This window comes from Achromobacter arsenitoxydans SY8 (assembly GCF_000236785.1).
GTDB classification, from domain to species: Bacteria; Pseudomonadota; Gammaproteobacteria; order Burkholderiales; family Burkholderiaceae_B; genus Achromobacter; species Achromobacter arsenitoxydans.
On sequence record NZ_AGUF01000055.1, the window covers coordinates 141,481 to 167,758 of the forward strand.

Below are 26,278 nucleotides of genomic sequence, written 5' to 3' on the forward strand. Positions count from 1 at the left end.
TGAGGGCTGTTCTGGTCGAATCGCCGGCTATGCGGAAGCCGGTCGGCGACTGGTCAGCGGGGCCCCTGGCCCAGCATTGATACCAGCGATTGTTTCAGGCGCGGCGAAAAAATTGGCACCGTATGCGCAACGCCGCTGCGGTCGATGCCCTCTTTGAGTTGGACAGACTGTCCAAGGAAAATATCCGGCGCGGCGCCGATTTCGATGTAGCGCGCCAGCAATTCGTCTACGTGTTCCTGCGCGTCTGCGAGCGTGCTGCTATCGGCCAGCTTGCCTGCGGCGTGGGTCTGCAAAATGCGATGTAAGTCGTCGATGAACAGGGCCAGAGCGGCCTGTCCGCGACATTGCGGCTGTTCCCAGCCCCAGCCCTGCGGGCCGGCGCCAGTGCCTTGCGATGCTTGTTTCTTCGTCATGTGCGCATCCTAATCCATTGGCGGCAAATACGCGACAGGCGCGCAGGGCCGTGAAATGTCACGGTTCCGTAAGGGTGGTGACGGATTCTCATCAGCGTTGTTACAAGTCTTGCCCTTGTCATGACGGTCCGTGCACGCCGTCCGCGCCGTGTGGCGACCTGTCCCCGTCGGGGTATGCCATCGGCCAGGAGGACGCTGCGCAAATTGGGGGCTTTAAGGTATGCTGGATTTTGGTTCCAATGCCCAGACAGGAGATGTTTATGAAGAACAGAGTCTTTCTCGTCATGTTGCTTTCGATTGCTGCGCTGTCGGCAGGCTGCAATACCATGGCAGGGGCTGGAAAGGACATCCAGCGTGGCGGGGAAAAGATCGAAAACGCCGCGGAAAAGAAGTAGGGCGTAGCGTCTGCGCAGCCGCAGTGACGGCTCAAGGCCACCCGAGAAATGTTGCGGCATTTCAGGCGTGGCCTTTTTGTTGCCGCTGGCATAATCGCGGAAGTTCGAATACCAATGGCGGTAAGAAACATGCGCAAGTCAGTTTGGGTGGGTGTAACGTTGGCGGCCCTGTTGGCCGGCTGCGCGAGCACGGGCGTCTATGAGGCCGAAGACGCAAAGAAAGAGACCTTCAGCGTCGATACGGGCTACCAGGCGGCCTTCCGCAGGGCGGGCGAATATGTGCGGACGTGCCACACGCTCGTCAAGCACGCCTATGGCGTCTCCTACGCATGGCGTCATACCCTGGGCGAGAAGGGCGCGCCCGACGAAATCAAGGTCTTCAAGGTGGGCGAGCCCGCCACGGTGCTGGAACTGATATCCGCCGAAGCCGATGGCCCCGCCAAATCCAAGGTCACCGTGACCGTGCTCGGAGAAGGGCGCTGGGATCTGGCCGAGATCGCCGCGGCGCGCCAGTCGATCCAGAGCGCCACGCCCGTGTGCCGTAGCAGCAGCGGCGGTTGAAGCATGGAAGCCCGCATTCAGCAGATACGCGCCGCAGGCCTGTCGTTCTCGCTGTTTGCGGGGGCCTTCCGTTTCCTCGGCTGGCTCAATGGCGCTGCGGCGCTGATCCTGGCCGGGTTTTCATTGGGCATCGTGGGCGGAGACATCGCGGCGCCGGATCTGCAGATTCCGCTGGCGCTGTTCCTGGCAGGGCTATTGGCATCGTGCCTGGGGCTTCTGTTCGCCTATCTGGCGCAGGTCAGTCTGTTGCGCCAGGGCTACAACGGACATCTGACCCGCGGGCACTGGCCCGCGCAAATGCTGGCGATGATCTGCTATCTCGCCAGCGCGCTGGCCTTCTGCGCCGCGTGCTGGCTGGCTGTCGGGCAGGCGGCGTCTGATATCACCCAGCCGGCGGCGTACGCACGGCAAACCTAGGGTATACCCCTGTGCGCAAAAGAGTTGGACTTGTGTAGGTGTTGGGAATAATATGCGCACAGCGTATATAAATCCTCTTTCTTGGGGCCCGTCATGAGCATCTCCCAGCAAGCCTTTCTGCGCGACGCCATGCGCCGCCTCAACCTCACCCGCGACGTGTTCGCCACCCGTATTGGCGTGAAACGGCGGGCGCTGGACACCTGGCTGCTGCCCGAAGGGTCGCAGGAATTCCGCGCGATGCCGGAAGTGGTGCAGCGTTTCGTCAGCGAAATCGTGCAGAACGGCGTCTTGCTGGAAAAATATACGCAGAGCGTACAAGATGGTCCCTTGCGCGATCGCATCGCCGTGGAGGGCAAGCACCAGCTTCTGTCCGTGGACCAATTCACCCGGGAATCGGTCGAGGACCTGTTCCGCGTGGCCGACATGATGCAGCCCATCGCGCGCCGCCAGAAGGTGTCGCGCGTGCTGGAAGGCGCGGTCTTGGGCAACCTGTTCTTCGAGGCCAGCACCCGCACCCGCGTCAGCTTCGGCTCGGCATTCTGCCGGCTGGGCGGCTCGGTCTGCGACACCACCGGCTTCACGTTTTCGTCGATGGCCAAGGGCGAATCCATCTATGACACCAGCCGCGTCATGAGCGGCTATGTGGACGCAATGGTGATCCGCCACCCCGACCAGGGGTCGGTCGCTGAATTCGCGCGCGCCACCAACATTCCGGTGGTCAACGGCGGCGACGGCCCCGGCGAACATCCCAGCCAGGCCTTGCTGGACCTGTACACGATCCTGACCGAGTTCTCGCGCCTGGGCAAATTGCTGGACGGCGCGCATATTGCGATGGTCGGCGACTTGAAGTACGGCCGCACCGTGCATTCGCTCATCAAGCTGATGGCGCTGTACAAGAACGTGAAGTTCTCGCTGGTGTCGCCCAAGGGCCTGGAAATGCCGACCTACATCGTCGAGCAGGCCAGCCGCAATGGCAACATCATCGAACAGAAGTCCTCGCTGGCGGAAGGCCTGGCAGGCGCCGACGTGATCTATGCCACGCGTGTGCAGAAAGAGCGTTTCGCCAACGAAGAAAACGAAGGCTACACGCCCGACTTCCAGATCAACCGCGCCATCATTGATGCCTATTGCAGCCCCGAGACCATCGTGATGCATCCGCTGCCGCGCGACAGCCGTCCGGGCGCGAATGACCTCAGCGTGGACCTGAACCATGATCCGCGCCTGGCCATCTTCCGCCAGACCGACAACGGCATTCCCATCCGCATGGCGATCTTCGCGGTGCTGCTGGGCGTCGAAGGCCTGGTGCAGCATTCGCTGCGCGACGTGACGTGGCAGCATCCGACGCACATCGGACCCGACGACTCCGTCTTCCACGGCCTGGAATAAGGGCTTTTCCTCCGGGAGGGCCGCGCCTGCGGCCTTCCCGGTGAGAATTCAAGCATAATCCGCGCTGGCTCTAGCGGCGCGTGCTGCCGCCAGACACGCACGCAGATCTTGGGCGGATGATCTTATGTCTTCGAGCAGTACCGATGTTCCACCTCCTTCGCCATACCCCGATGCGGCCGGCGGTCAGGCCTGCTACCTGAGCGCATCCAACGCCCAGGCCTGGGAAGCGGTCTATCAGTCAGTCGACGCCTATACGCGCGGCCAGGTCGCGGCTGTGGTGGCCGACAGCGCAACCCAACTGGTGGACGCCTTCTATTCCACCTTGCTCGCCGATGCCGAGGCCGGTCCACGGCTTTCCCACGAGATCGTCTCGACCCGCCTGCATAACGGCATGAAGCATTGGCTCAAGGGGCTGCTCTGTGTGCGCGACCAAGGCGATATCGCCAATCTGATGGCCACGCAGAAGAAAGTGGGCGAAGTGCATGCGCGCGTGCATATCCCGATTCATCTGGTGATGTCCGGCGCCCGCATCCTCAAGAATGAGATCGCCCTGCGCCTGCGCGCGAGCGACCTGGACGGCATGGCCGCGTCCGTGGCGACGCAGTACGTCTGTAATCTGTTCGACCTCGCGATCGAACAGATGAGCCGCGCCTTCATGCGCGACATCAATCGCGGCGCCCGCAACGATGAAGCCTACCGGCTGTTCGCGCTGGGCCAGAACATTTCCACTGAGCGCGAGCGCCAGCGCGCGGCCTTGCTGGAATGGAGCCAGGCCGTGCTGATCGGTTTGCACTACCGGACGTCCGAGCAGGCCTTGCCGCGCCTCGCCGCGTCCGAATTCGGCCTGTGGCTGCAGCACAAGGGCGCCGTGCTGTTCGAAAGCGCGCCCGCCTTGCGCCAGATCACCGAGGTCGTGACGCGCCTGGACGACGTGGTGCTGCCGCAGATGATGCAGGAGGCGTTGCAGGGCAACGCGATGCCAGGCCAGGTGCGTGAACTGCAGGAACTGGTTGCGCGCATCAAGCATCTGCTCAACGGCCTGTTCGACATGGTGGCCGAGATCGAGAGCGGCAGCGATCCGCTGACTAACGTGCTGAACCGGCGCTTCCTGCCGTCAGTGATTGGCCGCGAAATCTCCATCGCCCGGCGTCAGCGTTCCAGCTTTTCCGTGCTGTTGCTTGATATCGACCATTTCAAGGCCATCAACGACGCGCATGGGCACTCCGGCGGCGACCAGGTGTTGCGCCAGTTTGCCGAGGTTGTGCACCAGACGTGCCGGTCCAGTGATTTCGTTTTCCGCTATGGCGGCGAGGAATTTTTTGGTGGTGCTGGTGGATACGGTGCAGGAGGCGGCCCTTGCCGCCGCCGAGAAGCTCGGCGCGGAAATCCGCCGCCACCGCTTCATGCTTGCCGAGGCGGGTTTCCTGCATGTCACGGCCAGCATCGGTGTGGCGACCTTCGATGGGCATCCGGACTACGCGTATCTGATCGACCGCGCCGACAAGGCGTTGTATCGCGCCAAGCAGGAAGGCAGGGACCGCAGCGTTGCGGCATGAAAAAAGGCCGCCCAGTACAGGGCGGCCTTATTCATTCCGGCCCGTCGCGGGCGCAAGGGCTTGAAGGGCCTACACCTTCTTTTCGCCGCCCAGGGCTTCGACCAGCTCGGCCATCATCTTGGCCAGTTCGCCGGTCATCAGCATCATGTCGGAATCGAACTTTTCGTCGTCGTTCGCGGCCACGCCTTCGTTGCCTTCCTTCAGCACATCCAGCGGCGCGACGCGCTTGACGTCAAGGCCTTCGGTCAGCACGAAAGACACCCGATCGGCCCACGTCATGGCCAGGCGGGTGCACTGCTTGCCCGACTGGATGTGACGGCGCACGTCGTCGGCGTCGATGGAGTGCTTGACGTAGCGGATTGCCGCGCCGCTTTCTCCGGAGGACCGCAGTTCGGTGTCCTGGTCGATGCTGAAGTTGGAGGGCGCCTCGTCTTCGGCCAGCCATCCGGTCATCGCGGATGCGGGAGATTGAGCCACGTACAGGTTTTCCAGCGGGAACGGGTCGACGCACTTGGCGAGCAAACCGATGACCTCGTCAGCCTTGGCCGAAGCGGCCGCGTCGATGACCAGCCAATGGTTCTGCGGGTCGATCCAGACGCGCGTGTCGCGGTACACGCTGAAGGCGCGCGGCAGGAGCTCGTCAGTGACGCGCTCTTTGATTTCCTTCATCTGCTTGCGGCCGGGCTTGTAGCCTTGCTGCTCTTCGATTTCCTGGGCGCGGGCCTTGGCGACCTGATTCACGACGGTGCCCGGCAGGAGTTTCTTTTCCGCACGCAGGCTGAGCAGAATCTGGCCATTGACCACATGGGCGAGCCCGCCGTTTTCACGCGGCGGAACCCAGCCCAGGCTTTGCATTTCGAGGTTGTTGCCGGCTTGGTAGGCATGCCGCGCCAGCGTTTCTTCAAGCTGGTCGCCCGTCAGAGTCCAGGGCGATGAAAGGCGATAAATCTTGAGATTCTTGAACCACATGAGCGTCGGCCAAAAGGGTTGATTCTATACGACGCAGCGCCTTTGCCGAAGTGATTCCATGCCGCGGTTTCAGGCGACACGTTCTGTCACTGACACGGGCGGGGCGATCCGGTAACGTCCGGCGCACCCATGTGGAATTGGAGAAAAAACATGAAGATCATTGGCGCCATCCTGATAGTGCTGGGCGTTGCCGCCCTGGCCTACAAGGGCTTCAGCTACAAGTCCGAAGAGACGGTCCTGCAGATCGGGTCCGTGAAGGCAACGGCAGAAACCGAGAAGTCGGTCCCGATTCCCACGTGGGCCGGCATTGCCGCTATCGTGGCGGGTGTGGTGGCGATCGGCGTGGGCATGCGCCGTTGATCGTGGCCGGCCCGAATGGCCGGCAGCGCATGTTGTGGGCGGCCGCATTGCGGCCGCCATTCATTTGTCCGGCCGCAAAAAAAGCGGCCCGGCTCAATGAAGAGTCGGGCCGGTACGGGAGCACGCAATACCGCGTCATAAAAGGCTCGCGGGGAACGCGGTATTGGTGTCAGAACAGCAGCCCTGCAATCGTCTGACAGGGGGATCAATCGTCAGCCGATCTGGCGCAAGGCCGTAATCTGAGCGCTCAGTCTACCGGCGCAGGTCTGACATGGTCCTGAAAACGCGCGGGGCGAAAAAAAAAGCTCCAAGAGGAGCTTTTGAAAGGCCGGGCAGGCGCAGCAGTCCCGCCCGGCGGGGGATGGTCTATCAGGCGTTGATGTCGTTGTCCTTGGATTCGCGCACGAACAGCGTGCCGATGACCAGGGTCATGACCGCGATGATGATCGGGTACCACAGGCCGTCGTAGATGTTGCCGGTGGCCGCCACCACCGCGAACGCGACGGGAGGCAGGAAGCCGCCGAACCAGCCGTTGCCGATGTGGTAGGGCAGGCTCATCGACGTGTAGCGGATGCGCGTCGGGAACATTTCCACCAGCATCGCGGCGATCGGGCCGTAGACCATGGTCACGTACAGGACCAGGATGGTCAGCAGGACCACGACCATGACGTTGTTGGTCTGGGCGGGATCCGCCTTGGCCGGATAGCCGTGGCTGCGGATGGCGGCGGTCAGGGCCTTGTCGAGTTCGGCGGCCTTCACCTTGAAGTCGGCCGGCGCCATGGCCTTGCCATCGAAGGACGCGAACTCGTCGTTGCCGATCTTGACGCGCGCCACCGAACCCGCCGGAGCCGCTTCGTTGCGGTAGTTCACCGAGTTGCGGGCCATGAACGACTTGACCACGTCGCAAGAGCTGGTGAACGACGCCGTGCCTACCGGGTTGAACTGGAACGAGCACGTGCTGGGGTCGGCGATCACGGTGACCGGGGCGGTCGCTTGCGCCTTTTCCAGCGCCGGGTTGGCGAAGTGCGTCAGTCCCTGGAAGATCGGGAAGTAGGTCGCGGCGGCGATCAGGCAGCCCGCCATGATGATGGGCTTGCGGCCGATCTTGTCGGACAGCGCGCCGAACACCACAAAGAAGGGCGTGCCAAGCAGGAGCGCGATGGCGATCAGGATGTTGGCGGTATTGGCGTCGACCTTCAGCGTCTGCGTCAGGAAGAACAGGGCGTAGAACTGGCCCGTGTACCAGACGACGGCCTGGCCGGCGGTCAAGCCCAGCAGCGCCAGCAGCACGACCTTCAGGTTCTTCCATTGACCGAACGATTCAGCGATCGGCGCCTTGGAACCCTTGCCTTCTTCCTTCATGCGCTTGAAGGTGGGCGACTCGTTCAATTGCAGCCGGATCCACACCGAGATGCCCAGCAGCACGACCGAGATCAGGAACGGAATGCGCCAGCCCCAGGCCTTGAAGTCGTCTTCGCCCATGAACGTGCGGATGCCCAGGATGACCAGCAGCGACAGGAACAGGCCCAGCGTCGCGGTGGTTTGAATCCAGGACGTGTAGAAGCCGCGGCGTCCGTGCGGGGCATGCTCGGCGACGTAGGTCGCCGCGCCGCCGTACTCGCCGCCCAGCGCCAGGCCCTGCAGCAGGCGCAGGATGATCAGGATGGCCGGAGCGGCCAGGCCGATGCTGGCGTAGCTGGGCAGGATGCCCACGAGGAACGTGGACAGGCCCATGATCACGATCGTGACCAGGAAGGTGTATTTGCGTCCGACCAGGTCGCCCAGGCGGCCGAACACCAGTGCGCCGAACGGCCGCACCGCGAAGCCGGCGGCAAAGGCCAGCAGCGCGAAGATGAAGCCTGCCGTGGGGTTTACGCCGGAAAAGAAGTGTTGGGCGATGATGGCCGCGAGCGAGCCATACAGGTAAAAGTCATACCACTCGAAAACGGTTCCTAGCGAAGACGCGAAGATGACCTTGCGTTCCTCCTTGGTCATCGGGCGCGGTTCCGCGGATGGACCGCGGCCTGCCATGGTAGTTGTGCTCATGATGTCTCCTCGTTTTTTGGCCAGCGGTTTTCCGCCGTGCTTGACCCTCCGCCGGCCGGACCGACATCGAGCTAATCGTCACATTGGGGGTCAAGGCTGACGAGGTTCTGACGGGACACTTACTTGAATCTTAAAATTGAAACAAATGGTAAGCATGCCGGGGAGGGCTAGGGATAGTCCTTAGCCGTCTGTTTGATCCTGCGCCTGAGCAAACAAGGGAAACGTGACGCGGATGCGGGTGCCGGGCAGGTCGGAATATTGGGAAGGATGGTCGCCAATCATCACGCTCGCCTGATGTTTCTGCGTGATCTCGCGCACGATGGCAAGGCCCAGGCCGCTGCCGTCGGACGAGGTGCCCAGTACGCGGTAGAAGCGGTCGAACACGCGTTCGCGCTCTTCGGGCGGGATGCCCGGTCCCGAGTCTTCCACTTCCAGCACCGCCTGGCCGTCCGATTCCAGCACGCGCACAGTGATATGGCCGCCGCGCGGCGTGTAGCGCAGCGCGTTGTCCACCAGGTTGTTGAGCAGTTCGGCCAGCAGCAGCGGGTTGCCGTTGATCTCGACGGGGGTGTCCGACCCTTCGAAGCCCAGGTCGGTGCTGAGCGACAGCGCCAGCGGCACCCACTGCATGGTCTGCTCGTAGGCGATGGCGTTGATGTCTGTGCGGGTCAGGCCGATCGCGCTGGGATTTTCGGCGCGGGCCAGCAAGAGCAACTGGTTGACCAGCCGGGTCGCGCGCTCGGATCCGGTCACCAACTGGCGCAGGCTGGATTGCATTTCCTCGGGGCTGGCGTCGCGCAGCGCCAGTTCGGCCTGGGTCCGCAGGCCGGCCAGCGGCGTCTTCAACTGGTGGGCCGCGTCGGCAACGAAGCGGCGCTGCGCCTGGACGTTGGCGGACAGGCGGTCCAGCAGGTCGTTCATGGCCGCCACCAGCGGCGCGATCTCGGATGGCGCGGCGCGCTCGTCGATCGGCGACAGGTCGTCGGGACGGCGGGCCCGCAGGCGCTGCTGCAACGCATTCAGCGGCGCCACGCCGCGCGACAGGCCGAACCACACGAGCAGTACGGCGATGGGCAGCACCACGAACTGCGGGATGATCACGCCCTTGATGATGTCGTTGGCCAGCTGCGTGCGTTTTTCGACGGTTTCCGCCACGATCAAAAGCGCGGGCTGGGTGTCGGGGATGTGCAGGTCGACCCACGTGAACGCCAGCCGGATCCCGAATCCGCGCAGCGTGTCGTCCTCGTACTGAACCTCGCCGGGCCGGGGCTGCCCCACCGTGGCGGGCAGGGGCAGCGCGCGGTCGCCGCCCAGGTATTCGCCGCGGCTGCCCAGGGCCAGCCAGAACACGCTGTCGGTTTCGTCGGCGCGCAGCACGTCGCGCGCGGCGTCGGTCATTTTCAGCACGGCGCGCCCGTCCTGGGCGTGGACCTGCCGCGTCAGCACATGAAGATTGTTGGCAAGCGCGCGGTCGTAGGGCACGTTGGCGATGTTCTGCGCCACCACATAGGTGATGGCGACGCTCATCGGCCACAGGAGAAACAGCGGCGCCAGCATCCAGTCCAGGATCTCGCCCAGCAGGGAGCGCTGGGGCGGCGCGAAGCTCGGGCCCTTGGCCCCGGCTTGCGTGATTTCCAGGGCTTCCTGGTTGAGCGGCTCTGGCGCGGGCTCAGCTCGAGAGGTACGCCGCACCCTGGTCCCGCTCAAGACAGTAGCCCAGGCCGCGTACGGTCACGATCTTCACGCCGCTCGGCTCTAGCTTCTTGCGCAGGCGGTGCACGTAGACCTCGATGGCGTTGGTGCTGACTTCCTCGCCCCATTCGCAGAGGTGGTCGACCAGCTGGGTCTTGCTGACCATGCGCCCGCTGCGTGTCAGGAGGATCTCGAGCAGGCTGACTTCGCGGGCCGACAGGTCCAGCGTCTGGTCGTCCACGATGGCCACGCGGCCCGTCTGGTCGAACAGCAGCCGCCCGTGCTTGATCATCGTGGCGCCGCCGCCGGCGCCGCGCCGGGTCAGCGCCCGCACGCGGGCCTCTAGCTCGGACAGCGCGAAGGGCTTGGCCATGTAGTCGTCGGCGCCGAGGTCCAGGCCCTTGACGCGCTGCTCGATGCTGTCGGCGGCGGTGAGGATGAGCACCGGCAGGGCGGAGTTGCGCGCGCGCAGGCGGCGCAGGACTTCCAGCCCGGCCAGTTGCGGCAGGCCGAGGTCCAGGATGAGCAGGTCGAATGCCTGGGCGGCCAGCGCGGAATCGGCCGCCAGCCCGTCGCGCACCGCATCCACGGCATAGCCGTTGTGGCGCAACGAACGGGAAAGGCCGTCGGCCAGGATGCTGTCGTCTTCGGCGATCAGGATACGCATGGGCTGCTGCAAGGAAAGAACCCGCCGCGCGCCTGCCCCCGCTTGCGGGAGGCGCCTTCCGCCTTGGGGCGCCCGGTGGCGGAAAAGGGGCAAAATACCGGGATCTATTTCAATTCTGTCATACGGCGCAACGCTTGCCACTCAGGGTATACGTGCAAAAGACTGGCACACTGGTTTTTTGTACAGTACAATCCGATGCCATAATCTGATCCGTAGCTTAAGGCGTAGCTTAAGACGTAACTCCACGCGGGGACGCAACACCCCCGGCCCGGCGTTACGGGCTTGCCGGACACGCCTGACCCAACCCGTCAGACATTGCTGTCAGACCGCAGTTTTCCCAGACATCCAGATACGTTACAGACAGGACTCCACATGGACGACAAAACCACCAAGGCCGCCGCTTCGGAAAAGGCCAAGGCGCTTGCCGCCGCGCTTTCGCAGATCGAAAAGCAGTTCGGCAAGGGCTCGATCATGCGCTACGGCGACAACGAGGTCTCGCACGACATCCAGGTGGTTTCCACGGGTTCGCTCGGCCTGGACATCGCGTTGGGCGTCGGCGGCCTGCCGCGCGGCCGCGTGGTCGAAATCTACGGTCCGGAATCGTCGGGCAAGACCACGCTGACGCTGCAGGTCGTCGCTGAAATGCAAAAGCTGGGCGGCACCTGCGCCTTCGTCGACGCCGAACACGCGCTGGACGTCCAGTACGCCTCGAAGCTGGGCGTCAACCTGTCGGACCTGCTGATCTCGCAGCCGGACACGGGCGAACAGGCCTTGGAAATCACCGATGCGCTGGTGCGCTCCGGTTCCGTCGACCTGATCGTCGTGGACTCGGTGGCCGCGCTGGTGCCCAAGGCCGAAATCGAAGGCGAAATGGGCGATTCTCTGCCCGGCCTGCAAGCCCGCCTGATGAGCCAGGCGCTGCGCAAACTGACCGCCACCATCAAGAAGACCAACTGCATGGTCATCTTCATCAACCAGATCCGCATGAAGATCGGCGTCATGTTCGGCAACCCCGAAACCACCACCGGCGGCAACGCGCTCAAGTTCTACGCATCCGTGCGCCTGGACATCCGCCGCATCGGTTCCATCAAGAAGGGCGACGAAGTCGTCGGCAATGAAACCCGCGTGAAGGTCGTGAAGAACAAGGTCGCGCCGCCGTTCAAGCAGGCCGAATTCGACATCATGTACGGCGCCGGCATCTCGCGCGAAGGCGAAATCATCGACCTGGGCGTGGCCGCCAACGTCGTGGACAAGTCCGGCGCCTGGTACAGCTATAACGGCAACCGCATCGGCCAGGGCAAGGACAATGTCCGCGAATACCTGAAAGAGCACAAGGAGCTGGCCATCGAGATCGAAAACCGCGTCCGCGAAAATCAGGGCATCGTCAGCCGCGCGGCCGAATTCGTTCCCACGGCGGAAGACACCGCCGAATAATCGAATCGGCTTTCAGGTCGCGGGCGATTCGTCCTCTGCGACCTTGCGCCGGCCTCCTGTGGCCGGCGTATCGCGGCAGGCGCCTTGACGGGCCTGCCGTTTTGCATAGCAAGCAGGAAGCGCATGAGCTGGAAATCGACTCCCGCGTCCGCCGACCGCCTACGCGCCAGGCTGGACGACGAATTCGAAACGGTGGCCAAGCCGCAAGGCTTGCGCCGCACGTCCGACGCGCGTGGCGAGCGGGATGCCGGCGCACCGGACAGCCAGGCCGATCAATGGCAGCGCAGTTCCGAACAGCGCGGCGCGGCGCGTAACCGCCGCGCTACCGCCGGCGACGCCGCCGCCGAGGATGCCGGCCAGGCTCGCAAAGGGCCGTCCCTGAAGATGCGCGCGGTGGGCTATCTGTCGCGGCGCGAACACGCGCGTGCAGAACTGGCTCGCAAACTGGCTCCTTACGCCGAAGACGCCGCCGAAGTCGAGGCCGTGCTGGATGCGCTCGAGAAAGAAGGGTGGCTGTCCACGGAGCGCTTTGCGCAAAGCCTGGTTCACCGGCGCGCAACGCGCCAGGGTGCGGCGCGCATCGTGCAGGAATTGCGCCAGCATGGGGTCGACGACAATCAGGTCGCCGAACTGCGCGACCAGCTTCGCGCCACCGAATACGACCGGGCCCTGGAGGTCTGGAAAAAACGATTCGACGCCAAGCCGGCCGATCGCAGCGCTTACGCCAAGCAGGCCCGCTTCCTGGCCAGCCGCGGATTCGCGCACGACGTCATTCGTCGCATCCTGGGCGAGGGCGACGAGGACTAGGCGTTCGCCCGGCCCACGTCCAGGGCGGCAGGCAATTTCTGCTTGCGCACGCCCGCCTGCCGCTACTTTGCCGACTTGATCCCAGCCAAGGTCTTGAAGCAGACGTCGCGGGTGATGGTCAGGAATTCCTCGATATACGAGGCGTCCGTGTCCTCACTGCGCACTGTGGCATACAGAGTGCGCCACACACCCTGCGGCCCCAGCCGGCAGAGCCGCAACCAACCCTGATTCATGTATTCGGTAAGCGCCCAGTTCGGCAGCGCCGCGACGCCGCGGTTGCTGGCGACGAGCTGCGCAATGATCGGCGTCAGTTCCGCCTTGCGGATGGCGGCGGGTTCGACATCCGCGGGATCCAGGAACGCCGTGAAGACGTCCAGGCGCTGCTTGTCCACCGGATAGGTGATCAGCGTCTGGTCTGCCAGTTGCTCGGGCATGACGAATTTGCTGCTGGCCAGCGGATTGGACTCCGACACCGCCAGTACCAACTCGTATTTGAACAGCGGCAGGTATTCCACGGCGTCCAGCGGCTGGGGGTCGGACGTGATGACCAGGTCCAGGTCTCCGCGCACCAAGGCGGGCAGGGGGCGAATGAAAAGGCGGCCGACAGGTCCAGCGCCACATCCGGCCACTGGACTCGGAAGGCGTCCAGCGCAGGCATCAGCCATTGAAAGCAGGAGTGGCAATCAATGGCCAGGTGCAGACGTCCGGTGCGTCCGGCCGCCAGCCGCTGCAGATCGCGCTCTGTGGCGCGGATGCGGGGCAGGACCTCGTCGGCCAGCGCCAGCACGCGCAGGCCGGCGGTGGTCAGCCGGGCCGGTCGGGTGCGGCGGTTAAGCAGGGGCGTGCCCAGGCGCGTTTCCAGGTCGCGCAACTGGTGCGACAGGGCCGACTGCGTCAGGTGCAGGCGCTCGGCGGCCTCCTGCAGGCTGCCGCCATCACGAATGGCGGTGAGCGTTTCAAGGTGGCGGATTTCTAGCATCAGAGCGGAAATATCAGTGCAAGGACGGGCCCTGGGCGGGCGGCAAGGTCCGGTTCCATGCCCGCAGATCCGGAATATGCAAATATTTTATGAGATTTCCTCATCTTATGAATGTAGACATTGATTTTGATTCATTTTAATTTGCCCGCAGAATAGCTGTCACTTGAACAAATTTATACTTTCGTGGAGTTATCATGACTGTTATTCATAACTTGGGTTTTCCCCGCATTGGCGCTCAGCGCGAACTGAAGCGCGCCGTCGAGGGCTATTGGGCGGGCAAGCAGACCGCCGAAGCGCTGGAAGAAACCGGCCGTGAACTGCGCGCCCGGCACTGGAAGCTGCAAGCCGCCGCCGGCCTGAAGTTCGTGCCCGTCGGCGATTTCGCCTGGTATGACCAGATCCTGGAATGGACGACGCTGCTGGGCGCCGTGCCCGCCCGCTTTGGCCAGAAAGACACCGAACCCGTCACGCTCGACACACTGTTCCGCATGGGCCGCGGCCGTGCACCGACCGGCAAGCCGGCTGCCGCCTGCGAAATGACCAAATGGTTCGACACCAATTACCACTACATCGTCCCGGAATTGGTGCCGGGGCAGACGTTCCGGATTGCCCGCGAATCGCTTTTCGCGCAGGTCAAGGAAGCGCAGGCGCTGGGCCTGGCGGTCAAGCCGGTGATTCCTGGGCCGCTGACCTGGCTGTACCAGGGCAAGGGCGATGCCTATGCGGACGGCGCCGCCGACGCGGGCAAGCTGCAATTGCTGGCCGCGCTGCTGCCGGTCTACGAAGAGGTGCTGGCGCGCTTTTCCGGGCTGGGCGTGGAGTGGGTGCAGATCGACGAACCCATCCTGGCGCTGGATCTGCCGCAAGCCTGGCGTGATGCCTTCCAGCAGGTCTACGCCAGGTTTTCGGCCAGCCCGGTCAAGTTGTTGGTCGCCACCTATTTCGACGGCCTGAAGGACAACCTGCCCGCCGCGCTGGCGTTGCCGGTGGCCGGCCTGCATGTAGACCTGGTTCGCGCGCCCGAGCAACTGGCCGACGTGGTTGCCGGCCTGCGCGCCGGGCAGGTGCTGTCCGCCGGCGTCATCAACGGCCGCAACATCTGGCGCACCGACCTGGATGCGGCCATTGCGGCGCTGGCGCCGGTCAAGCAGCAGCTTGGCGACCGCCTGTGGCTGGCCCCGTCGTGCTCGCTGCTGCACGTTCCGGTGGACCTGGCCAATGAAACCGAACTGGACGCCGAATTGAAGAGCTGGCTCTCGTTTGCGACGCAGAAACTGGACGAACTTAGCCTGCTGGGCCGCGCCCTCGACAGCGCGACGGATCCCTCGGTGCAGGAAGGCCTGGCCACGCAACGCGCCGCGCTCGCCGCGCGCCGCGCTTCGGTCCGGATCCACAACCCGGCCGTGGCTCAGCGCATGGCCGCCGCCGCCGGGGTGTCGCGCGACCGCGCGCCGTTCGCCAGCCGCATCGCCCGCCAGCAGGAACAACTGGGGCTGCCCGCCTATCCGACCACGACCATCGGCTCCTTCCCGCAGACTGCCGAAATTCGGGCGCTGCGCCGCGACTGGAAGGCTGGCGCGCTGACGGATTCGGCCTACGAGACTGCGATCCGCAAGGAAATCGAGGAAGTCATCCGCTTCCAGGAGAAGGTGGGCCTGGATGTGCTGGTCCATGGCGAGCCCGAGCGCAACGACATGGTTGAGTATTTCGGAGAACTGCTGGCGGGCTTTGCCTTCACCCGGAACGGCTGGGTGCAGAGTTATGGCTCGCGTTGCGTCAAGCCGCCGATCATTTTCGGCGACGTGGCCCGTCCGGCGCCTATGACGGTAGGTTGGTCGTCTTATGCGCAGTCCCTGACCGACAAGCCCGTCAAGGGCATGCTGACTGGCCCTGTCACCATTTTGCAGTGGTCGTTCGTGCGCGACGACCAGCCGCGTGAACAGACCTGCCGCCAGCTGGCGCTGGCGCTGCGCGACGAAGTCGTGGACCTGGAAGCGGCCGGCATCAATGTCATCCAGATCGACGAGCCCGCCATCCGCGAAGGCTTGCCGCTGCGCCGCGCCGACTGGCAGGCGTACCTGGACTGGGCGGTGGATTGCTTCCGCCTGTCGACCGCCGGCGTGCGCGAAGCAACGCAGATCCACACCCACATGTGCTATTCGGAGTTCAATGACATCATTGAGTCGATCGCGGCCATGGATGCGGATGTGATCACGATCGAAACTTCGCGTTCCAACATGGAGCTGCTCAAGGCGTTCGAGGACTTCCGCTACCCGAACGACATCGGCCCCGGCGTGTACGACATCCATTCGCCGAACGTGCCTGAGGTGGACTGGATGGTGGACCTGATGAACAAGGCCGCCGCCCGCCTGCCCAGGGAGCGTCTCTGGGTGAATCCCGATTGCGGCCTGAAGACCCGCGCCTGGCCGGAAACGGAAGCTGCGCTGATCGGCATGGTGCAGGCCGCGCGCGCGCTGCGCGAAGCCGCGTAGCCGGCTTGTCCGGGGCGGGGCGGGCAAGCCCGTCCCCGCCTTTCGGCCCGTTGCGGCGCCATGCCCGCGGGCCCGGCCGTTCCGGCTTGCCCTGCGCCGGACCCGCCCAAGAATACGGTTGCTACGTAGCGGCCTGCGCTATACTTTGAAGGTTTTGTTGCCGCGCACCATTATTACGCGCGGGCCATCTTCGCCCCGCAGGCCCCAAGCATGCCCTTGCCACCGCCGGATTATCCTCGCCAACCGCTGCATACGCGTTCCATACGCGTGCAGTCGTATGCGCGCGATGACGGCAACTGGGATCTGGAAGCCGAGCTTATCGACGTCAAGGCGTACGATTTCCCCAAGCGCGACGGCGAGATGTTCAAGGCCGGGCAACCCATCCACCATATGCATCTGCGCATCACCATCGACGAGAATTTCTCGATCGTGGCGGCTCAGGCCGTCTATGACGCGGCGCCTTATGGGGAACATTGCAAGGCCATCGAGCCGGCGTACACTGACTTGATCGGCATGAACCTGCTCAAAGGGTTCCGCCGCCAGGTCAAGGAACGTTTCGGGCACGTGGAAGGCTGTACGCACATGACCGAACTGTCGCAGGTGCTTCCCACTGCGGCGGTCCAGACCATGGCCAACCGCCGGCGGCAGGAAATCAACCCGAACCGGCGTCCATTCCAACTGGACGGCTGCCATGCGCTGAGCACCGGCGGCCCCGTAGTGGCTGAGCATTATCCCGAGTGGTACACCGGGGGTAGCGCTGAGGCATCGGCCGATTCGACCTCCGATTCACCTTCTTTTTCTCATACGTCCTGACAGGTAACACATGAAAATCCACGAGTATCAAGGCAAGGAACTGCTGAAGCAATTTGGCGTCCCCGTGCCGCGCGGGATCCCCGCTCTTTCCGTCGACGAGGCCGTGGCTGCCGCTGAAAAGCTGGGTGGACCGGTTTGGGTCGTCAAGGCACAAATCCATGCTGGCGGCCGCGGCAAGGGCGGCGGCGTCAAGCTGGCGCGCTCGCTGGACGACGTCCGCAAGCTCGCCTCCGAAATCCTGGGCATGCAGCTGGTCACGCACCAGACCGGCCCCGAAGGCCAGAAGGTCCGTCGCCTGTATATCGAAGACGGCGCCGACATCCAGAAGGAATACTACGTTTCGCTGGTCACCGACCGCGCCACGCAGAAGGTCGCCTTCATCGCCTCCAGCGAAGGCGGCATGGACATCGAGGAAGTGGCTCACTCCACCCCCGAGAAGATCATCACCGAATACATCGACCCGCTGACCGGCCTGTCCGCCGAGCAAGCCACCAAGATCGCCAACGCGATCGGCCTGCCCGCCGACTCCACCGCCCAAGCCGTGGACGTGTTCCAGAAGCTCTACAAGTGCTACATGGACACCGACGCGTCGCTGGTCGAAATCAACCCGCTGAACCGCGACAGCAAGGGCAACATCATCGCCCTGGACGCCAAGTTCAACTTCGACTCCAACGCCCTGTTCCGTCATCCGGAAATCGTCGCCTACCGCGACCTGGACGAAGAAGATCCCGCTGAAATCGAAGCCAGCAAGTTCGACCTGGCCTACATCCAGCTCGACGGCAACATCGGCTGCCTGGTGAACGGCGCCGGTCTGGCCATGGCCACCATGGACACCATCAAGCTGTTCGGCGGCGAGCCGGCCAACTTCCTGGACGTCGGCGGCGGCGCCACGGCCGAGAAGGTCACCGAAGCGTTCAAGATCATGCTGGCCAACAAGAGCGTCAAGGCGATCCTGGTCAACATCTTCGGCGGCATCATGCGCTGCGACGTCATCGCCGAAGGCGTGATCGCTGCTTGCAAGGCCGTCAACCTGAACGTGCCGCTGGTCGTCCGCATGAAGGGCACCAACGAAGAACTCGGCAAGAAGATGCTGGCCGAGTCGGGCCTGCCGATCATCAGCGCCGACACGATGGCCGAAGCCGCCACCCGCGTCGTAGCCGCCGTCAAGTAAAGAGAAAATCAAGGATTCACAAATGTCGATTCTGATCAACAAGGACACCAAGGTCATCACCCAGGGCATCACGGGCAAGACGGGCCAGTTCCACACCCGCATGTGCCGTGAGTACGCCAATGGCAAGGCCGCTTTCGTGGCCGGCGTGAACCCCAAGAAGGCGGGTGAAGACTTCGAAGGCGTGCCGATCTTCGCGTCGGTCAAGGACGCCAAGGCCGACACGGGCGCCACCGTGTCCGTCATCTACGTGCCGCCCGCCGGCGCCGCCGCCGCCATCTGGGAAGCTGTCGAAGCCGAACTGGAACTGGTGATCTGCATTACCGAAGGCATCCCGGTCCGCGACATGCTGGAAGTCAAGAACCGCATGAAGGCCAAGGGCAGCAAGACGCTGCTGCTGGGCCCGAACTGCCCGGGTCTGATCACCCCCGACGAAATCAAGATCGGCATCATGCCGGGTCACATCCACCGCAAGGGCCGCATCGGCATCGTCAGCCGTTCGGGCACCCTGACGTACGAAGCCGTGGCGCAAGTCACCGAGCTGGGCCTGGGCCAATCCAGCGCCGTCGGCATCGGCGGCGATCCCATCAACGGCCTGAAGCACGTCGACGTGCTCAAGCTGTTCAATGACGATCCCGATACCGACGCCGTCATCATGATCGGCGAAATCGGCGGTCCGGACGAAGTCAACGCTGCCGAGTGGGCCAAGGACAACATGAAGAAGCCGGTCGTCGGCTTCATCGCTGGCGTCACCGCTCCTCCCGGAAAGCGCATGGGCCACGCTGGCGCCCTGATCTCTGGCGGCGCCGACACGGCCGACGCCAAGCTGGAAGTCATGGAAGCTTGCGGCATCCGCACCACGCGCAACCCCTCCGAAATGGGCAAGCTGCTCAAGTCGGTGCTGTAAGCCACAGCAATGCGCGATAAAAAAGCCCGCTTCGGCGGGCTTTTTTTTGTCCGTGTTTTTGGCGGCTTCCTAGGGTAATCCCGCGTCCAGGATGCGGTCGGGCCAATCATACGGAAAGCTGAACGAAACTATAATGAAAGAAATTTTGCGCGTACCAGCAAGAATGCCGTCGGGCTCGCACCAAGACGGTCAGTACGTTTTTTGCGTTCAATTCATCCATTAAATTGGTTTTCTCCTAGGGGGATCACACCTAGGAAAGAGAGGCATGGAACTCAGTTCAGCGGCATTCTGGATAGCGTTGCTCCAGATCATTTGGGTCAACATTCTGCTATCGGGCGACAACGCCGTGGTTATTGCGCTGGCAGCGCGGTCGCTGCCCCCGGCGCAACAGAAGAAAGCGATCGTCGTCGGTTCCGCCGCCGCGATCATCATGCGTATCGTGCTGACGCTCGTCGCGGCCAAACTGCTGTTGCTGCCTTGGCTCAAGCTGATCGGCGCGTTGCTTTTGGTCTACATCGGCGTGACACTGCTGTTGCCGGAAGGCGAAGAAGATGGCGCGGGTAAGACGCAAGGCAATCTGCTGACCGCGATTCGCACTATCATGATTGCCGACCTGGTCATGAGCCTGGACAACGTGGTGGCGGTCGCCGCCGCGGCGATGGGCGACACGACCTTGCTGGTTGTGGGCCTGGCGATCAGTATTCCCCTGGTCATCTTTGGCAGCACGCTGCTTTTGAAAGTCATCGAACGCTTCCCGGTCATCGTCTGGGTGGGGGCGGCCTTGTTGGGCTTCATCGCCGGCGAACTGCTGGTGGGCGATCCCGCCCTGCAAGAACCCGTGGCGCGCATCGACGCAGCCCTGGGCGTGACGCAGCACAGCTTTGCCTTGATGACTGGCGCGCTCGGCGCAGTGCTGGTCCTGGCGATTGGTAAAGTTTTGCAGATGCGTCAGAAAGCTGACTGAAAGCTGAACTACAATAATAAGTTGTCCTGAATTCTCTCGCCGCGCGGTGCGCGGCGAGGCGGCCGGACCGGGACCGGCCATTCTTTTCATATAAATGCCTTCGGGGGTTCAAAGTGCTTGAGTTTTTCCAGACGCTGAGTTGGGCAGCGGTATTTCAAATCATTCTTATCGACATCCTGCTCGGCGGCGACAACGCTGTCGTGATTGCGCTGGCGTGTCGCAACCTGGCGCCCAAGCAACGGATGCAAGGCATTTTGTGGGGCACCGCGGGGGCAATCATCCTGCGTGTCGTGCTGATCGCCTTCGCGATGCAGCTCCTGAATATCCCGTTCCTGAAGGTCGTGGGCGGCGTGCTGCTGGTCTGGATCGGCGTCAAGCTCCTGGTTCCCGAAGACGATGCGCATGGCGACATCAAGGGCGGCACATCCATCGTCGCCGCGATCAAGACCATCATCATCGCTGACTTCGTGATGAGCCTGGACAACGTGATCGCCATTGCTGGCGCCGCGCAGAACGCGCATGCCGACCATCAGCTCGGTCTGGTGATCTTCGGCTTGGTCGTCAGTGTGCCGATCATCATCTGGGGCAGCACGCTGGTGCTCAAGCTCATCGACCGCTATCCGCTGGTCGTCACCTTCGGCGCGGGCCTGCTGGGCTGGATCGCCGGCGGCATGCTGGTTACCGACGTTATTGTCGAGCGTCAATTTGGCGTTCAGCCGGCTACGGTTAAAATCGCCGCTGAAATCATTGGCGCCTTGCTCGTTGTTGTCCTTGGACGGTGGCTGGCAAGCCGCAAGAACGCTTCCAAGGAATCAGCACATGAGTCTGCGTAGATCCACCGACCCCCAGCAAACCGAATCGGGCCTGAGCCTTCTTCAGGGCCTGTTCGTGCTGGCCATCCTCGGGGTAGTCGCGACGATCATCGTCTCCAACTTCGTTTGATGGCGTCACGTGTCTCTGCCACAACGCCTGGTCATCGCGACCCGCGCCAGCCGGCTTGCCCTTTGGCAAGCCGAGCATGTGCGCGACCGGCTGCGCACGCTGTACCCGGCGTGCGCGGTTGAGCTTCTTACCCTGACGACCCGAGGCGACCAGATCCTCGACCGTACGCTTTCAAAGGTGGGCGGGAAGGGACTGTTCGTCAAGGAACTCGAAAACGCCCTGCTCGACGGGCGCGCCGATCTGGCCGTGCACTCCTTGAAGGACGTGCCGGTCGATCTGCAGGCCCCATTCGAGCTTTGCGCCGTTCTCGATCGCGCGGATCCGCGCGATGCCTTTGTCTCCAACCACTACGCCACGCTTGCGGAATTGCCCGCGGGCGCGGTCGTGGGCACGTCCAGCCTGCGCCGCGAATCACAGATCCGCGCGCGCTATCCGGCGCTCGTGGTGAAGCCGCTGCGCGGCAACCTGGATACGCGCCTGGGCAAGCTCGACAAGGGCGACTACGACGCCATCGTGCTGGCGGCCGCCGGTCTTGAGCGCCTGGGCCTGGGCGCGCGCATCCGCGCGTTGCTGGATCCCGCCGACAGCCTGCCGGCGGCGGGGCAGGGAGCCCTGGGCATCGAAATCCGCGACGACCGCAGTGATATGCGCGCCTGGCTGGCGCCGCTGGTCAGCGCCGACACGACCGCCTGCGTCCTGGCCGAACGCGCCGTCTCGCGCAAGCTGGGCGGGTCCTGCCAGGTGCCCCTGGCTGCTTACGCCCAGATCTCGGACGGCGCCTTGTCGCTGCGCGCGCTGGTGGCTTCGCCGGATGGCGTGCGCATGGTCCACGCCGCCCGCAGCGGTCCCGCCAGCGAGGCCGAAGCCATCGGCGAGGCCGCAGCCAGCGAATTGCTGGATGCCGGCGCCGAGACCATTCTTCGCGAATTGTTGCAGGCGCCCGGGCCAGGCTGATGGTCAAGGCGCCCGCAGCCGCCGAAAGGCCGCGCGTCGCCGTCCTCACACGGCCCGCGGGGCGCAACGAAGCACTGGCCGGACGCCTGCAGGGCGCCGGCTGGTTGCCTTGCGTGCTCCCCGCCCTTGAAATCCATCCCTTGCCCATGGTCCCCGCGGACCTGCCTCGGCCGGCGGCCTACGACATGGTCGTCTTCGTCAGCGGCAACGCGGCCAGGCATTATCTGGACCAGTTGTCCCGGGCGGACGGCCCGGCCGCGTGGCCCGCCGGCGTAATCGCGGCCACCGTGGGGCCGGCCAGCGCCCAGGCGCTGCGCGGCCTGGACGGTTTTGGCGCGAATACAACAGTTCTTCATCCTGGCGCCGACGCCGAGAGCCACGATTCCGAAGCCCTGTGGCAAGTCCTCCAGGATCTCCCGCAACTGCCGGCCAGGGTGCTGGTGGTGCGCGGCACGCAAGGCAGGGACTGGCTGGGCGATACGCTCGAGGCCCACGGCTCGGCGGTGACACGCCACGCGGTTTACCTAAGGCGGCCCGCGGGCTGGACCGCCTCGCAGGTGGCGCAACTGCGGCGCTGGGCGGATGACGGCGTTGGCGCGACCTGGCTGATCACCAGCGGCGAGGGCGCGGATGCGGTCCGCGCCGGCCTTGACGCCGCGGGACTGTCGGACTGGTGGGGGCGCTGCGGCTTCGTGCTGACGCATCCCACGCTGGCGCGGCGCGTGCCCCAGGCGGGCCATGGCGCGACCTGTCAGGCGATGGTAAAAATCTGCTTGCCCAACGACGACTCGATATTCCAGGCTTTTGTTGCTGCCTGATTCGTTGGTTCGGACCGACACCGAATACAATCGCGTCATGACAGACAAGACTCCCGCTACCGATCCGGCCGTTCATCCGGCCGCCCCGGACGCAACTGCGCCCGCATCGGCCCCGGCCGATCCCGTCAAGGCCCGTCCGGCCAAGCGCGGCAGTGGCCCTCTGGTCACCGCCCTGATAATCGTGATCCTGTTGGCCGTCGGCCTGGGTTACGCCCTCTGGAAGCAGCGCACGCAATTCGTATCTGCCGGCCGCGAAGTCGCCACGCGCATAGAAACGCTCAGCACCGATGTCGCGCAGGCCCGCAAGGACACGCGCGAGGCCCTGGCGTTGGCGCAGGCCCAGGCGGGACGCGTGGCCGAACTCGAGGACACCGTCCGCGAGACACAGAGCCAGTACAACGCCCTGCAACTGGCCTGGCAGAACTTCAATGACAGCGCCAGCGACGAACTGCTGGCCAATGACGTCGAACGCCTGCTCACCATCGCCAACCAGCAATTGCGCCTGGCGGGCAATGTGTCCAACGCCATCGTGGCCCTGGAGACCGCTCAATCCCGCCTGGCGCGCGCCGACCGTCCGCGGTTCTCCAGCCTGCAGCAGTCGATCAACGGCGACTTGGACCGCCTGCGCGCCGTCTCCACCGTAGACATCCCGGCCCAATCCGCCCGCATCGAACGCCTGGTCGCGCTGATCGGCCGCGCGCCGCTGCTGGTGCCGGACGCCGCGGCGTCCGGTGTCGCGCCGGTCGGACAGGCCCAGCCAGTGGCGCCTGTCCCCGTGGTGGATCCCCTGGCCGGCCTGCCGGCCGACGCTCCCTGGTGGCAGCGCTGGCGCGCGGAAGTGGCTTCGTGGCCCGGCCGCGCCGGCTCCGCGCTGGCGCATGAGCTTGGCGGCCTGATCACCATCCAGCGTGTCGATGAGCCCGCCGCGCTGTTGCTGTCGCCCGAACAGGCCGACCAGGTGCGCGGCACGCTGCGCCAGCGCCTGCTTACGGCCCAGCTGGCCATGCTGATGCGCCAGCCTTCGGTCTGGAAGAGCGAACTCGACAACGTCGGCACGACCCTCTCCAAGTACTTCGACGGCCGTTCGCCCGATACCGTCGCCGCCCAGACTCTGGCGCGCGAACTCGCGCAGACCGACATTGCCGTGCGCATGCCGGAGGTGGCCGACAGCCTGAACGCCGTGGCCGCGCTGCGCGCCGCCGGCTTCAAGACCAGCGATCAGGACTGAGGCCTATGCGTACCTGGTTCTGGACTCTGCTGCTCGCCGTCGTTGCCGTCGCCCTGGCGGTGGTGTTGCGCTCGCATTCCGGCAACGTGCTGTTGCTCGTGTGGCCGTGGCGCATCGAGATGTCGCTGACGCTCGCCGTCCTGCTCATCGTCGCGACTTTCATCATTCTGTATGTGGGCTTGCGCCTGCTGGCGTGGCTGCTCGCCATTCCCGACCGCGTGCGGGCCTGGCGCGGCAAGCGCGCGCAGGCGCGCGATCACGAACTCCTCGAGCGCGGCTGGATCGGCCTCCTGGAAGGCCGCTACTCCCACGCCGAGAAAGACCTGACCAAGCTGCTCGACCAGACCAAGGTGCAGACGCGCCGGGTCCTGGCGGCCCTGTCCGCCGGGCGTGCGGCGCATGGCCTGGGCGAGTTCGACCGGCGCGATCGCCTGCTGGCCACTGCGCAGGAACAGGCAGGCGCCGATCCGGGCCTGGTTGAAGCCACGGCTACGGTTTCGGCAGACATGCTGCTGGATCAGGGGCACGCGGAACGCGCGCTGTCGGTGCTGGCGCCGCTGGCCGACGGCGGGGCTCGCCACCTGCACACGATGCGCCTGCTGCTGCGCGCGCATACCGCGTTGAACCACCAGGAACAGGTGTTTACGCTGGCGCGCGGTCTCGTGCGCCGCAATGCGCTGGCGCGGGCCGAAGCCGACATCCTGATCGACGCCTCGGGCGCAGCGCGTCTGCGCGCCGCTGCCGGCAGCGACGCCTGGCGCGCCATCTGGAAAGACCTGAAAGCCGAAGAACGCCTGCTGCCAGAAATCGCCCTGGCGGGGGCGGCGGCCTTCGAGGCAGCTGGCGAACCCGCCGAAGCCGCCCGCGTGCTGGAATCCGCGGTTGCCGTCAAATTCAATCCGGCGCTGGTGGCGGCGTATGCCCGCTGCGAAGCCGAGCAGGTCTCCCGCCGCCTTTCCAAGGCCGAAACCTGGCTGCATCAGCGCCCGACCGACCCGGACCTCCTGACCGCCCTGGGCATGCTTTGCCTGAACGGCCAGCTTTGGGGGCAGGCGGAACGCTATCTGCTGCGCAGCCTGAGCCGCCGCAGCGATGCGCAGACGCATGCGCTGCTGGGCAGCCTGTATGACCGCCTGGACCGCCCCGCCGACGCCGTGCGCCACTGGCGCCTTGCAACGGCGGCCAGCATGGCGCTGCCGGTGCTGGCCGCCGATGCGGCGCTGCCCGCGGCCGACACCGGGTCCGATCCCTATCGCGTGGACGCCGAAGGCGGCTATGCCGTGGGTCTGTCGGACACCGACAGCGATACCGACGTCGGCGGCGATTATCCGGCGCTGCCGCCGGCCGTCGCGGCCTCGGCCTCCGACTATGTGCTGGACCCGGAAGCGCGCGCCAGCAAAGAGCAGCGCGATCGTGCGCTCGCGCCCGAAGACGCGCCGCTGGCTGGCGGTACTTCCGACATCGACGAGTACTTCGACAGCGCGCCGATACCGGCGGCGGCTTTCGACGAACCCGTGCCCACCTACGCGCCGGCGCCGGCCTCGGCGCCCCAGGCGCCCAAGCCCGCCGCCGCCGCGCCCGTGCCGTCCACCAAGCCGCCGTTCAAGAACGACGGCTCGATTTGAATAATCTTTCAGACAAACAAGGTTGAATCATGAGTCTTGATCGCGTCTCCCCTGGCAAGAAGCTGCCGGAAGACTTCAACGTCATCATCGAAATCCCGATGAACGCCGACCCGGTGAAGTACGAGGTCGACAAGGATTCCGGTGCGATTTTCGTTGACCGCTTCATGCTGACGGCCATGCACTATCCGTGCAACTACGGCTACATCCCGCAAACCCTGTCCGAAGACGGCGACCCCGCCGACGTGCTGGTGCTGACTCCGTTCCCCATCCAGATCGGCGCCGTGGTGCGCTGCCGCGCCATCGGCGTGCTGGAAATGGACGACGAGTCGGGCGGCGACGCCAAGCTGCTGGCCGTGCCGATCGAAAAGCTGTACCCCCCGTACCGCAACATCAAGTCCTACGAAGATCTGCCCGCGGAAGACGTCTCCCGCATCCAGCACTTCTTCGAGCACTACAAGGACCTGGAAAAGGGCAAGTGGGTCAAGGTCAAGGGCTGGAAGGGCGTCGATGCCGCACACGAGGAAATCGTGCGCAGCGCCGAGCGCTACAGCCAGGGCTGATCGAATCCCGGCCGGTCCGGCTTTGCCGCCGGCCGGCGCCCCGAGGCGGCGCGGCCGCGACCGCAGCATGCGGCGCGCGTCCGCGCCGTTGCTTTTGCGCTTCGCAGAAGCCCAACGATCCCTCG

24 protein-coding genes and 2 pseudogenes are annotated in these 26,278 nt (G+C 64.6%); 20 read left to right on the forward strand and 6 right to left on the reverse strand.

Annotation, left to right across the window (positions count from 1 at the left end):
• Positions 1 to 53 precede the first annotated feature (53 nt).
• Positions 54 to 413, reverse strand: a complete 360-nt coding sequence (locus KYC_RS16285; RefSeq protein WP_008164270.1) for a hypothetical protein — start codon at positions 411 to 413, stop codon at positions 54 to 56.
• 260 nt (positions 414 to 673) lie between these two features.
• Between KYC_RS16285 and KYC_RS16290 the strand changes: the two genes are divergently transcribed.
• The 5 genes and pseudogenes from KYC_RS16290 to KYC_RS16310 all read left to right on the forward strand — a co-directional run.
• Positions 674 to 808 carry an entericidin A/B family lipoprotein gene (locus KYC_RS16290; protein ID WP_008164273.1) on the forward strand — a complete coding sequence of 45 codons (135 nt, stop codon included), beginning with the start codon at positions 674 to 676 and terminating at the stop codon, positions 806 to 808.
• 129 nt (positions 809 to 937) lie between these two features.
• Complete coding sequence (locus KYC_RS16295; protein ID WP_043518652.1) at positions 938 to 1,369, forward strand: BPTD_2524 family lipoprotein; 432 nt, start codon at positions 938 to 940, stop codon at positions 1,367 to 1,369.
• 3 nt (positions 1,370 to 1,372) lie between these two features.
• Entirely contained in the window at positions 1,373 to 1,786 is a 414-nt protein-coding gene (locus tag KYC_RS16300) for a hypothetical protein (RefSeq protein WP_008164276.1), read from the forward strand.
• Between the two features lie 93 nt (positions 1,787 to 1,879).
• Entirely contained in the window at positions 1,880 to 3,172 is a 1,293-nt protein-coding gene (locus KYC_RS16305; RefSeq protein ID WP_008164278.1) for an aspartate carbamoyltransferase, read from the forward strand.
• Between the two features lie 124 nt (positions 3,173 to 3,296).
• Positions 3,297 to 4,430: pseudogene (locus KYC_RS16310) on the forward strand (diguanylate cyclase); the annotation flags it as partial.
• Positions 4,431 to 4,797: 367 nt separating this feature from the next.
• On the opposite strand, the gene KYC_RS16315 reads toward KYC_RS16310, so the two are convergent.
• A complete protein-coding gene (locus KYC_RS16315) occupies positions 4,798 to 5,697 on the reverse strand; it encodes a recombination-associated protein RdgC (RefSeq protein ID WP_008164279.1) in 900 nt (299 codons plus the stop codon).
• Between the two features lie 150 nt (positions 5,698 to 5,847).
• On the opposite strand from KYC_RS16315, the gene KYC_RS16320 reads away from it, so the two are divergent.
• Positions 5,848 to 6,057, forward strand: coding sequence for a hypothetical protein (locus KYC_RS16320; RefSeq protein ID WP_008164281.1), 210 nt, complete (start codon positions 5,848 to 5,850; stop codon positions 6,055 to 6,057).
• A 369-nt stretch (positions 6,058 to 6,426) separates the two neighbouring features.
• Here KYC_RS16320 and KYC_RS16325 read toward each other — a convergent pair whose 3' ends face one another.
• The 3 genes from KYC_RS16325 to KYC_RS16335 all read right to left on the reverse strand — a co-directional run bounded on the left by KYC_RS16325 (position 6,427) and on the right by KYC_RS16335 (position 10,462).
• The gene (locus tag KYC_RS16325) at positions 6,427 to 8,088 is read right to left on the reverse strand and encodes an MFS transporter (protein WP_043518654.1); all 1,662 of its coding nucleotides are present in this window, start codon (positions 8,086 to 8,088) and stop codon (positions 6,427 to 6,429) included.
• 195 nt (positions 8,089 to 8,283) lie between these two features.
• Positions 8,284 to 9,660: a sensor histidine kinase gene (locus tag KYC_RS16330; protein WP_085945475.1), complete on the reverse strand. Its 1,377-nt coding sequence runs from the start codon at positions 9,658 to 9,660 to the stop codon at positions 8,284 to 8,286.
• 112 nt (positions 9,661 to 9,772) lie between these two features.
• Positions 9,773 to 10,462, reverse strand: coding sequence for a response regulator transcription factor (locus KYC_RS16335; protein WP_008164287.1), 690 nt, complete (start codon positions 10,460 to 10,462; stop codon positions 9,773 to 9,775).
• A gap of 372 nt (positions 10,463 to 10,834) precedes the next feature.
• Between KYC_RS16335 and recA the strand changes: the two genes are divergently transcribed.
• Both recA and recX read left to right on the forward strand, forming a co-directional pair.
• On the forward strand, positions 10,835 to 11,896 hold the full coding sequence (recA, locus tag KYC_RS16340) for a recombinase RecA (RefSeq protein WP_008164289.1): 1,062 nt from the start codon (positions 10,835 to 10,837) through the stop codon (positions 11,894 to 11,896).
• Between the two features lie 123 nt (positions 11,897 to 12,019).
• Positions 12,020 to 12,703 (forward strand): recombination regulator RecX, encoded by a 684-nt coding sequence (gene recX / locus KYC_RS16345; protein WP_008164293.1) that lies wholly within the window; start codon positions 12,020 to 12,022, stop codon positions 12,701 to 12,703.
• 62 nt (positions 12,704 to 12,765) lie between these two features.
• Here the strand turns inward: recX and KYC_RS16350 are convergent.
• A pseudogene (locus tag KYC_RS16350) lies at positions 12,766 to 13,682 on the reverse strand (LysR substrate-binding domain-containing protein).
• 194 nt (positions 13,683 to 13,876) lie between these two features.
• On the opposite strand from KYC_RS16350, the gene metE reads away from it, so the two are divergent.
• From metE to ppa, 12 genes are all read left to right on the forward strand, one after another.
• Complete coding sequence (metE, locus tag KYC_RS16355; protein ID WP_008164294.1) at positions 13,877 to 16,174, forward strand: 5-methyltetrahydropteroyltriglutamate--homocysteine S-methyltransferase; 2,298 nt, start codon at positions 13,877 to 13,879, stop codon at positions 16,172 to 16,174.
• Positions 16,175 to 16,384: 210 nt separating this feature from the next.
• Positions 16,385 to 16,987 carry a DUF2889 domain-containing protein gene (locus KYC_RS16360; RefSeq protein WP_043518656.1) on the forward strand — a complete coding sequence of 201 codons (603 nt, stop codon included), beginning with the start codon at positions 16,385 to 16,387 and terminating at the stop codon, positions 16,985 to 16,987.
• A gap of 10 nt (positions 16,988 to 16,997) precedes the next feature.
• Positions 16,998 to 18,158 carry an ADP-forming succinate--CoA ligase subunit beta gene (sucC, locus tag KYC_RS16365; protein WP_008164296.1) on the forward strand — a complete coding sequence of 387 codons (1,161 nt, stop codon included), beginning with the start codon at positions 16,998 to 17,000 and terminating at the stop codon, positions 18,156 to 18,158.
• 22 nt (positions 18,159 to 18,180) lie between these two features.
• The gene (gene sucD / locus KYC_RS16370) at positions 18,181 to 19,062 is read left to right on the forward strand and encodes a succinate--CoA ligase subunit alpha (RefSeq protein WP_008164297.1); all 882 of its coding nucleotides are present in this window, start codon (positions 18,181 to 18,183) and stop codon (positions 19,060 to 19,062) included.
• 265 nt (positions 19,063 to 19,327) lie between these two features.
• Entirely contained in the window at positions 19,328 to 20,026 is a 699-nt protein-coding gene (locus KYC_RS16375; RefSeq protein WP_008164298.1) for a TerC family protein, read from the forward strand.
• A 113-nt stretch (positions 20,027 to 20,139) separates the two neighbouring features.
• A complete protein-coding gene (locus KYC_RS16380) occupies positions 20,140 to 20,859 on the forward strand; it encodes a TerC family protein (RefSeq protein ID WP_008164299.1) in 720 nt (239 codons plus the stop codon).
• The gene (locus KYC_RS30065; protein ID WP_008164300.1) at positions 20,846 to 20,968 is read left to right on the forward strand and encodes a hypothetical protein; all 123 of its coding nucleotides are present in this window, start codon (positions 20,846 to 20,848) and stop codon (positions 20,966 to 20,968) included. Before KYC_RS16380 ends, KYC_RS30065 begins: the two co-directional genes overlap by 14 nt.
• A 9-nt stretch (positions 20,969 to 20,977) precedes the next feature.
• Entirely contained in the window at positions 20,978 to 21,922 is a 945-nt protein-coding gene (gene hemC / locus KYC_RS16390; protein WP_043518658.1) for a hydroxymethylbilane synthase, read from the forward strand.
• Positions 21,922 to 22,740, forward strand: a complete 819-nt coding sequence (locus KYC_RS16395; protein ID WP_008164302.1) for a uroporphyrinogen-III synthase — start codon at positions 21,922 to 21,924, stop codon at positions 22,738 to 22,740. The genes hemC and KYC_RS16395 overlap by 1 nt, the downstream gene beginning before the upstream one ends.
• A 37-nt stretch (positions 22,741 to 22,777) precedes the next feature.
• Entirely contained in the window at positions 22,778 to 23,968 is a 1,191-nt protein-coding gene (locus tag KYC_RS16400; protein WP_050814902.1) for a uroporphyrinogen-III C-methyltransferase, read from the forward strand.
• Between the two features lie 5 nt (positions 23,969 to 23,973).
• Positions 23,974 to 25,593, forward strand: coding sequence for a heme biosynthesis HemY N-terminal domain-containing protein (locus KYC_RS16405; protein ID WP_008164304.1), 1,620 nt, complete (start codon positions 23,974 to 23,976; stop codon positions 25,591 to 25,593).
• Between the two features lie 29 nt (positions 25,594 to 25,622).
• On the forward strand, positions 25,623 to 26,153 hold the full coding sequence (gene ppa, locus KYC_RS16410) for an inorganic diphosphatase (protein WP_008164306.1): 531 nt from the start codon (positions 25,623 to 25,625) through the stop codon (positions 26,151 to 26,153).
• Positions 26,154 to 26,278 lie beyond the last annotated feature (125 nt).